Raw genomic sequence first — 14,002 nt, 5'->3', positions numbered from 1 at the left:
GAGGGAGGGAGGGGCGTGAAGAAGGAAGATAGATGCCGCTGATTGCTGTTCTGCCCGGCGACGGGATCGGGCCCGAAGTCACTACCCAGGCGCGCCGGGTGCTCGAGGCGCTCGCTCTAGGGCTCCAGTTCGAGGAAGCGCCGGTGGGCGGCGCGGGCTATCTTGCGGCGGGGCGGCCGCTGCCGCCCGACACGCTGGAGCTCGCCAAGCGCGCCAATGCGGTGCTGTTCGGCGCGATCGGCGATCCGCGCTTCGAAGCGCTCGAACGCCATCTGCGCCCCGAGGCGGCATTGCTCGGCATCCGCCGCGAGCTCGGGCTGTTCGCCAATATCCGCCCGGCGACCTTGTTCCCGGGGCTCGAATCGGCGACTTCGCTCAAGCCCGAGGCGGTAGCCGAGCTCGACATCGTCATCGTCCGCGAGCTCGTCGGCGACGTCTATTTCGGCGAGAAGGGCCGGCGCCACAATGTCGAGGGGCTGCGCCAGGGTTTCGACGTGATGAGCTACAACGAGGCCGAGGTCGAGCGCATCGCCCGGGTCGGCTTCGAGATGGCCAAGCGCCGCAAGAAGATGCTCTGCTCGGTCGACAAGGCCAATGTGCTCGAGACGTCGCAGCTGTGGCGCGACGTGGTCAATGAAATGAGCACGGAATATCCTGAAATCGAATTGACACACATGTATGTCGATAACGCCGCGATGCAGCTCGTCCGCCAGCCCAACGCCTTCGACGTGATCGTCACCGGCAATTTGTTCGGCGACATCCTGTCCGACCAGGCGAGCATGTGCGCGGGCTCGATCGGGATGCTGCCCTCGGCGTCGCTGCGCGCGTGGAGCGGCGACAATGGCATGTACGAGCCGATCCACGGCAGCGCGCCCGACATCGCCGGGCAGGGCAAGGCCAATCCGTGCGCGGCGATATTGTCGGCGGCGATGCTGCTGCGGCACAGCCTGAGCGACGAGGCCTCGGCGCAGAAGGTCGAGAAGGCGGTCGCGGCGGCGCTGGCCAAGGGCGCGCGGACGGCGGACCTGGGCGGCGCGCTGACCACGACCGAAATGGGCGACGCGGTGTTGCGGGAACTGGTGTGATCCCCGACCTGCTCGAACTCGCGGTCGTCATCCCGACATTCAACGAGCGGGGCAACGTCCCCGTTCTGATCGCGAAGCTCGACCAGGCATTGGCGGGGCGCAACTGGGAGGCGATCTTCGTCGACGACGACAGTCCCGACGGCACCGCGCAGGCGGCGCGCGAACTAGGCCGCGTCGACAAGCGCGTGCGAGTGATCCAGCGGATCGGGCGGCGCGGGCTTTCCTCGGCGTGTATTGAGGGGATGTGCGCGACCGCTGCCCCGTTCGTCGCGGTGATCGATGGCGATTTGCAGCATGACGAAACGATCCTGCCGGCGATGCTCGACGCGCTGGAGGGCGACGACAGCCTCGAAGTCGTTGTCGGCTCGCGCTTCGTTGCGGGGGGCGGGACGGGCGAATGGGACCGCGACCGCGTCGCCAAGTCGGCCTTCGCGACCAAATTGTCGCGGCAGGTGCTCAAGGCCGATCTCAGCGATCCGATGAGCGGATTCTTCATGATCCGCACCGAGATCGTCCGGCAGTTGGTGCCGACCCTGTCGGGGATCGGCTTCAAGATCCTGCTCGACATCATGACCGCGGCGCCGCACCCGCTCAAATTCAAGGAAGTGCCGTACACCTTCCGCATTCGGACCGAGGGCGAGAGCAAGCTCGATCACGTCGTCGCGATGGAATATCTGATTGCGCTCTACGACCGGATGTTCGGCAAGGTCGTGCCGGTGCGCTTCGCGATGTTCTCAGGCATCGGGGCGCTGGGGGCAGCGGTACATTTCCTGGTGCTCGGCGCGCTGTTCCGCGGGCTCGACTGGCCGTTCGTGACCGGGACGATCGTCGCCACTTTCGTCGCGATGACGTTCAACTTCTTCCTCAACAACACCCTGACCTATCGCGAGCAGCGGCTGAAGGGCGCACGCGAGCTGATCGGCGGCTGGGTGAGCTTCTGCCTGGTCTGCGCGGTGGGCGCGGCAGCGAATGTCGGAGTATCGGCGTTCCTGCACAACGTCCAGCACGGCGACTGGCGGCTGTCGGCGCTGGCGGGGATCGCGGTGGCGGCGGTGTGGAATTTCGCGCTGTCGTCGCGGTTTACCTGGGGGCGGTACTAGTTCGGCGACGTGCTCCTGCGAAAGCAGGAGCCCAGGGCGGCAAGCTGGACGCCTGTGACTCTAGGCTCCTGCTTTCGCAGGAGCACGAATCACTGCCAGCTGGGAAACCACATCCAGTGTCTGAAACCCTGTTCGTTCGCTAGCGCCGAGGCGGCGAGGATCGGGTAGAAATAAACGAACATCGCCGCCGCCGCGAAGACGAACCATTCCTCGCGGCCCTTGCCCCGGCCGCGGTCGAAATGGTGGAAGGCTGCCGCCAGCGCGACGCACAGGAAGAGCGCCGAGAGGTGGTAGTAATAATAAAAGCCGATCGACTTGGGGATCACGACATAGATCGCAACGCTGGCGATCCACAGCGACGCCACGCCGAGGGGCCGTACTGCCTTGTCGCGCAGCCCCGCCCATAGGCAGGCGAGCACTGCGGCAAGCCCGCCCCACATGATCACCGGGTTGCCGATCAGCAGCACCCCGCGCTGCGCGCCCTGATCCCATTCGTAGAAATACCAGATCGGTCGGATCATCAGCGGCCAGCTCCACCAGTCGGACTGGTAGGTGTGCGTGGCCAGCACCTGGGTCTGGAGCGCATACATCTCCTGCTGGAGCGGGATGAGCCCGGCAAGGGTAAGCGGATCGCGCTCGTAGAAGAAGGCGGGAAGGAAGGTGGCGAAATAGGTGAGAATGCTCACCGCGCCTAGGACCAGCAGGCCTGAAATCGTGCCGAGCCCGGGCCAGCGGATCGGTTGTTTGGCGCGCGCATCGCGCAGGCGCAGGGCGAGGAAGGCGAGCCCGGCGAGTGCGACATAGGGGACCGCGGCCCATTTGGTGCCGACCGCGAGGCCGAACAGCATTGCCGCACCGATCCAGCGGAAGCGGACCTGCGCGGCAGTGCCGCGCATCGCCCAGAGCATGAGCACCATCGCCCAGACCAGGAATGTCCCCAGGAACACGTCGAGCATCGCGGTGCGCGCCTGGACGTAGAGGCTCTGGTCGAGCGCCGCCAGCACCGCGCCGACCAACGCGGCGCGCATCGAACCGAGCAGCAGCCAGAGCAAGGCGAAGATGCCGAGCACGGTGGCGGTGCCGGCGAGCGAGGGGAATGCGCGCCAGCCGATCGGATTGTCGCCGAAGAGGAGGATCCCGGCGCCGATCAGTTCCTTGCCGACCAGCGGATGCTCGATATTGCGCGGGCCTTCGCGGTTCAGCAGCGCGCGGGCTGCCGGGACGTAATGGACCTCGTCGAACATGATCCGGCTGGGGCGATCGAGGTTGACGCTGAACAGCGCCTGCGCGGCGAGGCCCAGCAGCAGCGCGACGAGATACGGGCGGGTCTGGAGAGGCTTCAGGCGAGCGAGCATGCGCGGGTGGTAGCGTGTTGCTCGGCGGGCTGGAAGGGAGGGAGAAGAGGTTGACGTGGGCCACCCCCGCCCGGCAAAGCGTTCGCCATGAAGCGTCGTACCGGCCAAGATCGCAGCATCACCCGCAACTGGAAGCCCGCAACGCAGGCGATCCGCGGCGGCACGATGCGGTCCGAGTTCGGCGAGACCAGCGAGGCGCTCTTCCTCAGCTCGGGTTATGCCTATGACTGTGCGGGCGACGCCGCGGCGCGCTTCGCCGGCGAGCAGCAGGGCATGACCTATTCGCGGCTGCAGAACCCGACGGTGCAGATGCTCGAAGAGCGCATCGCCCTGCTCGAAGGCGCCGAGGCGTGCCGGACGATGGCGACGGGGATGGCGGCGATGACCGCGGCCCTGCTCTGCCAGCTCGAACAGGGCGACCATCTGGTCGGCGGGCGCGCGGCGTTCGGGTCGTGCCGCTGGTTGACCGACACGTTGCTGCCCAAGTTCGGGATCGAGACGACGATCGTCGATGCGCGCGATCCCCAGCAGTTCGAAGACGCGGTGCGACCGAACACCAAGGTGTTCTTCTTCGAGACTCCCGCCAATCCGACGATGGACGTGGTCGATCTCGAAGCGGTGTGCGGGATTGCCAAGCAGCACGGCATCACCACCGTGGTCGACAATGCCTTCGCCACCCCGGCGTTGCAGCGGCCGATGGAATTCGGCGCCGACGTCGTCGCCTATTCGGCGACCAAGATGATGGACGGGCAGGGGCGCGTGCTCGCCGGCGCGGTGACCGGCAGCGAGGCGTTCGTCAACGACGTGCTGCTTCCGTTCACGCGCAACACCGGGCCGACCCTGAGCCCGTTCAACGCCTGGGTGGTGCTCAAGGGGATCGAGACGCTCGATCTTCGCATCCGCCGCCAGAGCGCCAATGCGCTGCAGGTCGGGCGCTTCCTCGAAGGCCGGGTGCCCAAGATCAACTTCCCGGCGCTGCCCAGCCATCCGCAGCACAATCTGTTCACGCGGCAGATGGATGATGCCGGTCCGATCTTCTCGTTCGAGGTCGAGGGACGAGGCCAGGCGCATGCCCTGCTCGACGCGCTCGAACTGGTCGACATCTCGAACAATATCGGCGACTCGCGCTCGCTGATGACGCATCCTTCGTCGACGACGCATTACGGCGTCGCCGAAGAGAAACGGATCGAGATGGGCGTGACAGATGGGATGTTGCGGCTCAATGTCGGCCTCGAGGATCCCGAGGACCTGATCGCAGATCTCGACCAGGCGCTGGGACGCGCCGGACTGTGAGCGACGCGGTGATGAAGGCGCTGTTCGGGCAAGAGGCCGAGACCCGCGGCATCATCGTGCGCGTCTCCGTCTCCTATCTGCCCGAACAATCCGAGCCGCAGCGCGGGCGCTGGTTCTGGGCCTATCATATCCGCATCGAGAATGGCGGCCCGTTCACCGTGCAACTGCTGACCCGGCACTGGGTGATCACCGACGGGCGCGGCGCGCGGCATTCGGTCGAAGGCGAGGGCGTGGTCGGCGAGCAGCCGATGATCGAGCCGGGCGCGAGCTTCGACTATGTCTCGGGCTGTCCGCTGTCGACACCGACCGGGCACATGCAGGGCAGCTACCACATGATCGGCGAGGACGGCGCGGCGTTCGACGTGGCGATCCCGAAATTCGCGCTGACGGCGCCGGCGGTGACCGGGTGAGCATCGATACGAATACCGTTCGCCCTGAGCTTGTCGAAGGGCCGTTCTTCTTTTCCGCGGGCGAAGAAGGACGGTGCTTCGACGAGCTCAGCACGAACGGGGATGGGACGTCGCGTCTGCCCGAAGGGTTGGCGAGATGAAGCGCACGCATCTCCCCCTCAACGGCCTGCGCGTGCTCGACGCGGCCGCGCGGCATCTGAGCTTCACGCGCGCGGCCGACGAGCTTGCGGTGACCCCCGCCGCGGTCGGGCAGCAGATCCGCGCGCTCGAGGATACGCTCGGCGTGGTGCTGTTCCGCCGTACAACCAAGGGGCTCGAGCTTACGCCTGAGGCCGAGGCGGGGCTGGTCGCGCTGCGCGCGGGGTTCCTGCAGTTCGAGGAATCGGTGCGCGCGATGCAGGCGCAGCAATCGTCCAAGTCGCTGACGATCGCGGCACCCCGCGACCTGAGCGCGAAATGGCTGATGCCGAGGCTCGCCGAGATCGCGCGAGGCGATAGCGAATTGCGCTTCATGCTGGTGCCGGCCGACGAGTCGATCGACTTCACCGAGGCCAATCTCGACCTCGCGATCCGCTGGGGCGAGGGGCCCGGCGAGCATGAGGGCGAGGCGCTGGAAAGCGACGGGATGGTCACTGTCGAGCGGCCCGGCGGCGGCATCGACACGCCGATCGCCTGGACGGGCTGCCTCGCCGAGGATGCCGGATCGCTGGTCCGCGTCGCCGATGCCGGGCTCGCGCTGGACGCGGCTGCCGAGGGGCTGGGGCGCGCGACAGTGCCCGAGCTGATCGCGCGCGCCGACCTCGCCTCCGGCCGCGTGGTGGCGATCGGCGAGATCAAGTCGTCGCGGCTCGGCTATTGGCTCGTCGCGCCGCTGCCGCAGTGGCGGCAGAAGAAGGTCAAGACCCTGGTCGACGCGCTGGCGACGTGACGTCGCGCGAAACGCCCGTGCTCGAAAGCGCGCGGCTGCGGCTGCGGCCCGGCATCGCCGAAGATGCGGAGGCCCTCCACCCGGCATTTGCAGATGCCGAGTTGATGCGCTGGTGGTCGAACCCGCCGCATATTTCGATCGAGCAGACCCGCGCGGACTTGGCGCAGCGCGCGCTCGAATGGCGGCGCTGGATCGTCACGCTGAAGCAGGACGATCGTGCGATCGGCTTCGTCGCGGCGGGTGAGAAGCGGCAGGGCAATGTCAGCGAGATCGGCTATCTGCTGCGCCGCGAGCATTGGGGCAGCGGGATCGCGGCGGAGGCCGTGAGCCGTGTGATCGACCGGCTGTTCGCCGAGGGGCAAAGGCGCGTGTTCGCCGATACCGATCCCGACAATCTTGCCTCGCGGAGGCTGCTCGAAAAGCTGGGCTTCCGACTGGAGGGCGTGCTGCGCGGCGAATGGGAGACGCATATCGGGGTGCGCGACACAACCTTGTACGGGCTGCTGCGCGCGGACTGGCATGGCACCGCCTGACCTGAAGGACCCGGTGCAGGCCGCGGCATACCGCCGCGAGCTGGCCGGGGTGGCGCGGCGGGCGCGGCGCTGGGGGATCGCGATCTCGCTGGGCGGGGGGCTGCTGGTGCTGCTCCATCGCAAGGGGCTGGCGGCGGTACCGCTATGGCTGGGCGTCGGCGTGCTGGGGATCGGGTTGCTGGTGACGATTGCGGCGGTGTCGACGCGGGCGGCGTATCACCGACTGCGGATGCGGGGGTAAGGTCCGTTACGGCGCCGCGAGCTCCGCCGCGCGGCTGATCAGCCCGAAGAAGCGTGCTTCAGAGACCAATTGCGCGGGATCGTTCCAGCTTCCCGTCAGCACGTACCAGGCGCCGCTCCTGGCCTGGAGCAGCAGGGTGAGGTTGACCACGCCCGGCTCCGAGCCGCCTTTATAGCCTACCCATTGCCATTTCCTCGCCGCGACGGCGCTGATACCGGCGCTCTTCGACAGGATCGCGCGGGCGTCGGCGCCTTGCGTGCCCTCGGTGTTGCGGCGCAGCCAGTCCATCACGCGGATCAGATCGGCAGGGGACAGGAACCATTCGAACTGCTCGATCCGCGCCGGTTTGCCGTCACGGAACAAGGTCGGGCGGATCATCAGCGCGGACAAATTGGCGACTTCGCCGTCGAGGATCTCGCGGCGACCCGCTTCGTCCGCGGCGAGGTAGCGGCCGGCAAGGTCGTTGACCTCGATTCCCTTGAGCTTGAAAAACTCCATCGTCGAAAGAAAGGGGCGGTTCCGCGCGGGATCCGCGGCGCCGACTACGGGCAGCATCGCCTCGACCTTCGCGCGGCCCAAGGTCTTGAGCAATATGTCGGTCGCGCTGTTGTCGCTGATCGAGATCATCTGGGTGGCGAGTTCGCGCAGGCTGACCTGGGTGCCCCTGGGCTTTAGGTTGTAGCCGCCGGCGGGGAGCACCGAGCCGTAGAGCGTGACCAGATCGTCCCATTTGCGCTCACCCGCATTGGTGGCGCGGACGAGTTCGGCGAGAATGACGAGCTTGAAGGCCGAGCCGATCGCGAAGGGGCGCTCGCTCTGCTGGCCGGCGAGAAGAGTCGGCGCGCCGGTGCCTAGCTTGGCGAGGGCGAAGCCGGCGGTGCCGTGCAGCGATCGGAGAGTGGCGAGGACGTCGTCGAGGCTCTTCTCGCGGCGGCTGACGTCCTTGACCCACAGGCCGGTGACCTGGTGCGGCTCGGCCGCATCGATGTCGAGCTGGAGCGTCGCGACGGCGTCGCGATAGTCGACTTCGACCAGTCCCGAAAACGGCGTGGCCATCGCCTTGATCCGCGTTGCGACCACGGGGCCGCCCATGTCGAGCAATTGCGCGCGAAGCGGATCGAACTTGTCTTTGGGAACGTCCGCCTTGAAATTGGGCGCGAAGAAAGGCGTCATAGCCGGCGGGGTCGGCGAGCACCGCTGCCAGCGCCTTCGCGCGTGCTTCGAAGGCGGGCGCCGGCGCCGCGGCCTGTGTGGCGGCCGGCGCCTGGGCATGCGCGGCGACGGGCGCGAGGGCGAGCAGGCAAGGTAGCAGCAGGCGCATTCGGAAGTCCCCTTTGGTTCGTGTGTAGCGGTCAGGCCTGGCTGCAGTCGAGCGCGTCGATCATTGCCTGGAAACGGCCTGCGGCGACGCGGTTGAGGCGGTGAACGCCACAGAAGATCACGATGACCGGCAGTGTCGCGAGGCTGGTTGCCAGCAATGCTTTCCAGAAGGGCATGTGCTGGGCGGCGCTGTGCAGCACTGCCAGCATGAACAGCGCCATGCCCGGCACCACCGGAGCGATATACCAGCGCCAGACGCTGGCGAGCGCGTCACGCTGGGCGACGAGCTGGCCGCGGTGGAAGGCGAGGCTGGGGGCGCCGAACGCCGGCGCTGCCGGGCGCCGGCGCCATAGATTGCGCATCATGATCGCCGTACCGAGGATGATCGCGGCGGCGCCGATGCGGATGCCCCAATCGGGTATCCGAGCCGCCATATAGGCGAAGGCGGCAGCGCCGAGGAAGCCCGCGACATATTCCACCGCGTCGCGGATCGCGATGCGGCGGCGGAAGCGGGCATCGGCGCGGGCGAGCGCCGCGGTATCGAGCGGCGCGGCGTCGTGATATTGCTGGACCCAGAGGCTGGCGATCGGATCGGTCATGCCGCTTCTCCGGACTGGAAACGCGCCGCGAGCAGCGCCTTGATACGGTGGATCTTAACCGCGACATGGTTGGCGGCGAGCCCGGTGACTTCGGCGATCGTCTTGGCATCGAGCCCTTCGAGATAGAGCAGCATCACTTCGCGGTCGGGCGGCTGGAGCCGGCGGATCAGCGCGTAGAGACGCTCGATCGTGCGGGCGTGGCCGACCTCCGTCTCGGGGTCGTCGCCGGCGAGCAAAGCCGCGTCGTCGAGCGCGACCAGCTTCGCCCTGCGAGCGCCGCGGGCGCCGCCGGCGGCATGGCCGGCGGCGACGTTGTGCGCGACGCGGTAGACCCAGGTCGACAGCGCGCAGCGGCCGTCGAAGCCGGCGAGGCTGCGCCACAGCGCCAAGTGAATCTCCTGTTCGAGGTCGCGGGCCTGATCGGCATTGGCCTCGACCGAGCGGGCGAGGCGGGCGATCGCCGGCGCGTGCGCGGCACCGGCCTCGGCATAGAGACTGTCCTGCCTTGATCGCGCGCCGTGCATTCTGGGCTTCCCCTCCCATTCGCAGCTTTAGTCGGGGGAAGAACGAGGTTTCTTACAGGCCGCCGTAAAAAACCGCGCGGTCAGGCGTCGATGACCTCCTCGTCGAGCCGCGCGGCGTTTTCCTGGATGAAGGCGAAGCGGTGCGCTGGGTTGGTGCCCATCAGCCGGTCGACCAGGTCCTTGACCCCAGCGCGCTCCTCATATTCCTGCGGCAAGGTGACGCGCAGCATGCCGCGCGTCGCCGGGTCCATCGTGGTTTCCTTGAGCTGGTTGGGGTTCATCTCGCCGAGTCCCTTGAACCGGCTGACCTCGACCTTCTTGCCCTTGAACGCGCCTTCCTCGATCTCGAGGCGATGGGCGTCGTCGCGGGCATAGAGGCTCTTCGAGCCGACGGTGAGGCGATAGAGCGGCGGCTGGGCGAGGTAGAGGTGCCCGCGGCGAACGATGTCGGGCATCTCCTGGAAGAAGAAGGTCATCAGCAGGGTCGCGATGTGTGCGCCGTCGACGTCTGCGTCGGTCATGATGACGATGCGCTCGTAGCGTAGGTTCGAGGGATCGCAATCCTTGCGCGTGCCGCAGCCGAGCGCCTGGATCAGATCGGCGATCTCCTGATTGGCGAGGATCTTCGCCGAAGTCGCCGAGGCGACGTTGAGGATCTTGCCGCGAATGGGCAGGATCGCCTGGGTCTTGCGGTCACGCGCCTGCTTGGCGCTGCCGCCGGCCGAATCACCCTCGACGATGAACAGCTCGGTGCCCTCGGGACTGTCGGCAGCGCAATCGGTGAGCTTGCCGGGAAGGCGGAGCTTGCGCGCCGAGGTCGCGGTCTTGCGCTTGACCTCGCGCTCCTGCTTGCGGCGCAGCCGCTCGTCCATCCGATCGAGCACATAGCCGAGCAGCGCCTTGCCGCGGTCCATATGGTCCGAAAGGAAATGGTCGAAATGGTCGCGGACGGCGCGCTCGACCAAGGCGGTGGCCTCGGGCGAGGTCAGCCGGTCCTTGGTCTGCGACTGGAATTGCGGGTCGCGGATGAACACCGAGAGCATCAGCTCGGAGCCGACCATCACGTCGTCGGCGGTGATGTCCTTGGCCTTTTTCTGGCCGACCAGATCGCCGAACGCGCGGATGCTGCGGGTGAGCGCCTGGCGCAGGCCCTGCTCATGCGTGCCGCCGTCAGGGGTGGGGATGGTGTTGCAATACCAGCTATAGCTACCCTCGCTCCACAGCGGCCAGGCGACCGCCCATTCGACCCGGCCCTGGCCGTCGGGAAATTCCTGCTGGCCGGTGAAGAAATCACTGGTCGCGCATTCGCGCGTGCCGATCTGTTCCTTGAGGTGATCGCCGAGCCCGCCGGGGAATTGGAACACCGCTTCGGGCGGCGTGTCGTCGCTGATCAGCGCCGAATCGCACTTCCAGCGGATCTCGACCCCGGCGAACAGATAGGCCTTGGAGCGGGCGAGCTTGTAGAGCCGCGCGGGCTTGAAGAGCATCTCGCCGAAGATCTCGATATCGGGGGTGAACGCCACCGAGGTGCCGCGGCGATTGGGCGCGGCGCCGACCTGCTCGATCGGGCCGAGCGTGATCCCCTTGCTGAAGCTCTGGCGGTAGAGCTGCCGGTCGCGCGCGACTTCGACGACGGTGTCCGACGACAGCGCATTGACCACCGAAACGCCGACGCCGTGGAGACCGCCCGACGTCGCATAGGCCTTACCCGAGAATTTGCCGCCCGAATGGAGCATCGAGAGGATCACCTCGAGCGCCGACTTGTCGGGGAATTTCGGGTGCGGATCGATCGGCATGCCGCGGCCGTTGTCGACGATCGTCAGCCGGTTACCCTGTTCGAGCGTGATCTCGATGCGGGTGGCGTGGCCGGCGACCGCCTCGTCCATCGCATTGTCGAGCACCTCGGCGGCGAGGTGATGGAGCGCGCGCTCGTCGGTGCCGCCGATATACATGCCTGGGCGGCGCCGGACCGGCTCCAGGCCCTCAAGGACTTCGATCGACGATGCGTCATAGGTCCCCGACGGAACGCCCGGGGCGGCAAACAGGTCTTCAGCCATGATGAAGGTATAGGGTCACGCCGAATTGCCGCGCAAGGCGCGAAGACGGGGCGCGCGCGCCGCATGCGGCGGCGAGGCGAAGTTTAGAAAGTTGCGATCCTGGCGCACTTTCTCGCGGAGTGCCGCAACTTCGCGCAAGCCATTGATAATATTGCCGATGCTGCGCGCATCGCTGATCGGAACGGTCTGGTTGTCCAACCCAAAGGTTTGCTGTGCGAACATGGATCCTGCTCCTGGCTGCTGGCGCGAATATGGGGAGAGGCCGGGCCTTATGCAAGAACAAAAAAAGAACATTGGCCGCGCGATTGCCACGGAGAGTCGAGGGGGCTAGCATTCGCGCGTCGAAAAGGACCCGAACGGCATCGGTAAGCCCGTTCCCTCGCAAGAGGCTCCGTGTCGCCCCCGGGCGAACCCGCGACAAGCAACCGGCGCCTTCCGCCGGGGCTTGGCGCGTGCGTGGCGATGGCTCGTGGTTCGGCAGGTCCCGGTGGTGCGCCTTGTCCAAGGAGCGACCCACATGCCGATCATCACCGCCAACGCCGGAATCATCACCCAGATCAATATCTTCACCGTTCCGCCAGGCGAGCAGCAGCCGCTGATCGACTATCTCGCCGAAGCGGCGCGAACCGCGCGCGACGTCGAGGGCTGGATCTCGGCGAGCCTGCACCGCAGCCTCGATGGCACGCGCGTGGTCAATTACGCGCAGAGCGCCGATCGCGATGCCGCGCGGCGCGTGTTCGAGCGTCTGCGCGACAAAGGGATGATCGACGGGAACAAGCGCTATGGCGAGGCGCATCCCGGGCTCTACGAAGTCGCGTTCAGCCTCGAGCGATGAGGATCAGGCTTCGGCGAGGTCCAGGCGGCGCTTGATCAGGCCGACATCGCTGCGGATATGATCGAGCTCTATGTTGATGCGGGCGATGTCGCCATGGATCGATGCGAGATCGCTCGCCATCGTCGCTTGATTCTGTTCAAGCGAGCCGAGGCGCATTTTCACGGAGGCGAGGTCGCGGCGAAAATCCGCGAACCCCGCGTGGAGCCGCTTCGGAAGCTCGTAGGTGCGTTCCGCAGGGTCGCTCATGATCTCAATCTAAGCCTTGAGGCGTGGCGAGTCCGTGAATGGCAGGCGTGGCTCCAGGCAGATCGATTCGCGGCGGCCGAAGCCGATCACGAACGCCAAGGAGGCGAGCACCGCGAAGCCGCCGGCTAGGACGAAGGCGGGGGTGTAGCTGCCGGCCTGGGTGCGGATCACGCCCGCGCCGAAGGCGGCGACCGCTGCGCCGATCTGGTGCGCGACGAGCACCCAGCCGAAGATGATCGGCGCGTCGCGCTCGCCGAACGACTGGTTGGCGAGCTTGACCGTCGGAGGCACGGTGGCGATCCAGTCGAGGCCGTAGAAGATTGCGAAGATGGTCAGGCTCACCGGTCCGAAATCGAGGAACGGCAGCGCGAGCAGCGAGAGCCCGCGCAGCCCGTAATAGACCGCGAGCAGCCGGCGCGGATCGTAGCGGTCGGTGAGCCAGCCCGAGGCGGTGGTGCCGATCAGGTCGAAAAAGCCCATCAGCGAGAGCAGGCCCGCGGCCGACACCGCGGCGATGCCGTGATCGCCGCAGAACGCGATCATGTGCGTGCCGACCAGGCCATTGGTCGTCAGCCCGCAGACGAAGAAGGTGCCGGCGAGCAGCCAGAAGACCGGCGTGCGCGCGGCGCGGGCCAGTGCCTCGATCGCCAGCCAGGGCGTCGCCGCCTGCTTGAGCGGCGGGGGCGGCGGGGTGTCCGCCGCTTCGCCGAAGCGACGGACGTTGCGCGCCTCGGGACGCTCGGGGACGAACAGTGCGACCACCGGGATCAGCGCCGTGCAGCCGAGGCTGACCGCAAGCGCGACCGGCTTCCACGCGCCGCCCTGCGACAGCCAGGCGAGGAAGGGCAGGAAGACGAGCGCGCCGGTGGCGGTGCTCGCGCTGAGCAGCCCCATCACCAGGCCCTGCCGCGTCGCGAACCAGCGGTTGACCACCGCGGCGCCGAGCACCGAGGCAACCGCGCCCGAGCCGATCCCCGAGAGCACGCCCCAGCTCAGCACATAGTGCCACGGCGCGGTCATCCACCGGCTGGCGAAGGTCGCCGCCGCCATCAGGGCGAGCCCGGCGAGCATGGTCCGCTTGATTCCCAGGCTCATCATCAGCGCCGCGGCGAACGGGCCGACCAGCCCGTAGAGCAGCAGGCCGAGCGCGGCGGAGAAGGAGATCGTCGCGCGGTCCCAGCCGAAATGCTGTTCGAGCGGCAGCATCATCACCCCGGGCGCCGAGCGCAGCCCCGCCGAGAACAGCAAGGCGAGGAAGGTGACCGCCACGACCAGCAGGGCGGGATGGTAGCGCGCGCGACTCATGGCGTGGGGAGTAGCGAAATGCGTGGCGCGTGCCGAATGAAGATAAATTGCGCGGGCGGCAGGATTGCTTGGAGCGGGTTTGTTGGAGGCCAGCCAGGTTCAGGCCTCGCCAGGGAAGGTCGACGAGGGGTCAAGTGACTTAGCCCTCCCCTTCAGGGGAGGGGTTGGGGG

16 protein-coding genes are annotated in these 14,002 nt (G+C 67.3%); 8 read left to right on the top strand and 8 right to left on the bottom strand.

The genetic code is table 11. The features are described from left to right. Positions 1-32 precede the first annotated feature (32 nt). Complete coding sequence (leuB, locus tag AC3WJI_RS20155) at positions 33-1,085, top strand: 3-isopropylmalate dehydrogenase (protein ID WP_492759087.1); 1,053 nt, start codon at positions 33-35, stop codon at positions 1,083-1,085. Then, entirely contained in the window at positions 1,085-2,185 is a 1,101-nt protein-coding gene (locus AC3WJI_RS20150) for a glycosyltransferase (RefSeq protein ID WP_492759089.1), read from the top strand. Before leuB ends, AC3WJI_RS20150 begins: the two co-directional genes overlap by 1 nt. A gap of 89 nt (positions 2,186-2,274) precedes the next feature. On the opposite strand, the gene AC3WJI_RS20145 is transcribed toward AC3WJI_RS20150, so the two are convergent. Continuing rightward, positions 2,275-3,540 carry a phospholipid carrier-dependent glycosyltransferase gene (locus AC3WJI_RS20145; protein ID WP_492759086.1) on the bottom strand — a complete coding sequence of 422 codons (1,266 nt, stop codon included), beginning with the start codon at positions 3,538-3,540 and terminating at the stop codon, positions 2,275-2,277. Positions 3,541-3,627: 87 nt separating this feature from the next. Here AC3WJI_RS20145 and AC3WJI_RS20140 point away from each other — a divergent pair, with 87 nt between their 5' ends. The 5 genes from AC3WJI_RS20140 (at position 3,628) to AC3WJI_RS20120 (ending at position 6,945) form a co-directional block, all read left to right on the top strand. Then, a complete protein-coding gene (locus AC3WJI_RS20140) occupies positions 3,628-4,833 on the top strand; it encodes a trans-sulfuration enzyme family protein (RefSeq protein ID WP_492759085.1) in 1,206 nt (401 codons plus the stop codon). An 11-nt stretch (positions 4,834-4,844) separates the two neighbouring features. Beyond that, positions 4,845-5,243, top strand: coding sequence for a Co2+/Mg2+ efflux protein ApaG (gene apaG / locus AC3WJI_RS20135; RefSeq protein ID WP_492759088.1), 399 nt, complete (start codon positions 4,845-4,847; stop codon positions 5,241-5,243). Between the two features lie 136 nt (positions 5,244-5,379). After that, on the top strand, positions 5,380-6,171 hold the full coding sequence (locus AC3WJI_RS20130; protein WP_492759084.1) for a LysR family transcriptional regulator: 792 nt from the start codon (positions 5,380-5,382) through the stop codon (positions 6,169-6,171). Further along, positions 6,168-6,704, top strand: a complete 537-nt coding sequence (locus AC3WJI_RS20125) for a GNAT family N-acetyltransferase (RefSeq protein WP_492759083.1) — start codon at positions 6,168-6,170, stop codon at positions 6,702-6,704. The genes AC3WJI_RS20130 and AC3WJI_RS20125 overlap by 4 nt, the downstream gene beginning before the upstream one ends. Beyond that, entirely contained in the window at positions 6,691-6,945 is a 255-nt protein-coding gene (locus AC3WJI_RS20120) for a hypothetical protein (protein WP_492759082.1), read from the top strand. The genes AC3WJI_RS20125 and AC3WJI_RS20120 overlap by 14 nt, the downstream gene beginning before the upstream one ends. Before the next feature lie 6 nt (positions 6,946-6,951). Here AC3WJI_RS20120 and AC3WJI_RS20115 read toward each other — a convergent pair whose 3' ends face one another. The 5 genes from AC3WJI_RS20115 to AC3WJI_RS20095 form a co-directional block, all read right to left on the bottom strand. Continuing rightward, positions 6,952-8,118 carry a serine hydrolase gene (locus AC3WJI_RS20115; RefSeq protein WP_492759081.1) on the bottom strand — a complete coding sequence of 389 codons (1,167 nt, stop codon included), beginning with the start codon at positions 8,116-8,118 and terminating at the stop codon, positions 6,952-6,954. 179 nt (positions 8,119-8,297) lie between these two features. After that, positions 8,298-8,864, bottom strand: a complete 567-nt coding sequence (locus AC3WJI_RS20110) for a hypothetical protein (RefSeq protein ID WP_492759080.1) — start codon at positions 8,862-8,864, stop codon at positions 8,298-8,300. Further along, on the bottom strand, positions 8,861-9,388 hold the full coding sequence (locus AC3WJI_RS20105; protein WP_492759079.1) for an RNA polymerase sigma factor: 528 nt from the start codon (positions 9,386-9,388) through the stop codon (positions 8,861-8,863). The genes AC3WJI_RS20110 and AC3WJI_RS20105 overlap by 4 nt, the downstream gene beginning before the upstream one ends. Before the next feature lie 80 nt (positions 9,389-9,468). Beyond that, on the bottom strand, positions 9,469-11,445 hold the full coding sequence (gene parE, locus AC3WJI_RS20100) for a DNA topoisomerase IV subunit B (RefSeq protein WP_492759078.1): 1,977 nt from the start codon (positions 11,443-11,445) through the stop codon (positions 9,469-9,471). Between the two features lie 15 nt (positions 11,446-11,460). Next, positions 11,461-11,757 (bottom strand): hypothetical protein, encoded by a 297-nt coding sequence (locus AC3WJI_RS20095; RefSeq protein ID WP_492759077.1) that lies wholly within the window; start codon positions 11,755-11,757, stop codon positions 11,461-11,463. A 205-nt stretch (positions 11,758-11,962) separates the two neighbouring features. Between AC3WJI_RS20095 and AC3WJI_RS20090 the strand changes: the two genes are divergently transcribed. Further along, positions 11,963-12,280: an antibiotic biosynthesis monooxygenase family protein gene (locus tag AC3WJI_RS20090; protein WP_492759076.1), complete on the top strand. Its 318-nt coding sequence runs from the start codon at positions 11,963-11,965 to the stop codon at positions 12,278-12,280. 3 nt (positions 12,281-12,283) lie between these two features. Here AC3WJI_RS20090 and AC3WJI_RS20085 read toward each other — a convergent pair whose 3' ends face one another. Together AC3WJI_RS20085 and AC3WJI_RS20080 are read right to left on the bottom strand one after the other, a co-directional pair. Next, a complete protein-coding gene (locus AC3WJI_RS20085; RefSeq protein ID WP_492759075.1) occupies positions 12,284-12,436 on the bottom strand; it encodes a hypothetical protein in 153 nt (50 codons plus the stop codon). A 99-nt stretch (positions 12,437-12,535) separates the two neighbouring features. Next, positions 12,536-13,831 carry an MFS transporter gene (locus AC3WJI_RS20080; RefSeq protein WP_492759074.1) on the bottom strand — a complete coding sequence of 432 codons (1,296 nt, stop codon included), beginning with the start codon at positions 13,829-13,831 and terminating at the stop codon, positions 12,536-12,538. Positions 13,832-14,002 lie beyond the last annotated feature (171 nt).

Source organism: Sphingomonas sp. FW306-1B-B10E (assembly GCF_058782005.1).
This window is presented reverse-complemented; position numbering and strand designations above follow the sequence as displayed.

Bases quoted from the DNA above. Each gene is read 5' to 3' on its own strand.
- leuB (WP_492759087.1), top strand. From the start codon at position 33: ATGCCGCTGATTGCTGTTCTGCCCGGCGACGGGATCGGGCCCGAAGTC.
- AC3WJI_RS20145 (WP_492759086.1), bottom strand. From the start codon at position 3,540: ATGCTCGCTCGCCTGAAGCCTCTCCAGACCCGCCCGTATCTCGTCGCG.
- AC3WJI_RS20140 (WP_492759085.1), top strand. From the start codon at position 3,628: ATGAAGCGTCGTACCGGCCAAGATCGCAGCATCACCCGCAACTGGAAG.
- apaG (WP_492759088.1), top strand. From the start codon at position 4,845: ATGAAGGCGCTGTTCGGGCAAGAGGCCGAGACCCGCGGCATCATCGTG.
- AC3WJI_RS20130 (WP_492759084.1), top strand. From the start codon at position 5,380: ATGAAGCGCACGCATCTCCCCCTCAACGGCCTGCGCGTGCTCGACGCG.
- AC3WJI_RS20120 (WP_492759082.1), top strand. From the start codon at position 6,691: ATGGCACCGCCTGACCTGAAGGACCCGGTGCAGGCCGCGGCATACCGC.
- AC3WJI_RS20115 (WP_492759081.1), bottom strand. From the start codon at position 8,118: ATGACGCCTTTCTTCGCGCCCAATTTCAAGGCGGACGTTCCCAAAGAC.
- AC3WJI_RS20110 (WP_492759080.1), bottom strand. From the start codon at position 8,864: ATGACCGATCCGATCGCCAGCCTCTGGGTCCAGCAATATCACGACGCC.
- AC3WJI_RS20105 (WP_492759079.1), bottom strand. From the start codon at position 9,388: ATGCACGGCGCGCGATCAAGGCAGGACAGTCTCTATGCCGAGGCCGGT.
- parE (WP_492759078.1), bottom strand. From the start codon at position 11,445: ATGGCTGAAGACCTGTTTGCCGCCCCGGGCGTTCCGTCGGGGACCTAT.
- AC3WJI_RS20090 (WP_492759076.1), top strand. From the start codon at position 11,963: ATGCCGATCATCACCGCCAACGCCGGAATCATCACCCAGATCAATATC.
- AC3WJI_RS20085 (WP_492759075.1), bottom strand. From the start codon at position 12,436: ATGCGCCTCGGCTCGCTTGAACAGAATCAAGCGACGATGGCGAGCGAT.
- AC3WJI_RS20080 (WP_492759074.1), bottom strand. From the start codon at position 13,831: ATGAGTCGCGCGCGCTACCATCCCGCCCTGCTGGTCGTGGCGGTCACC.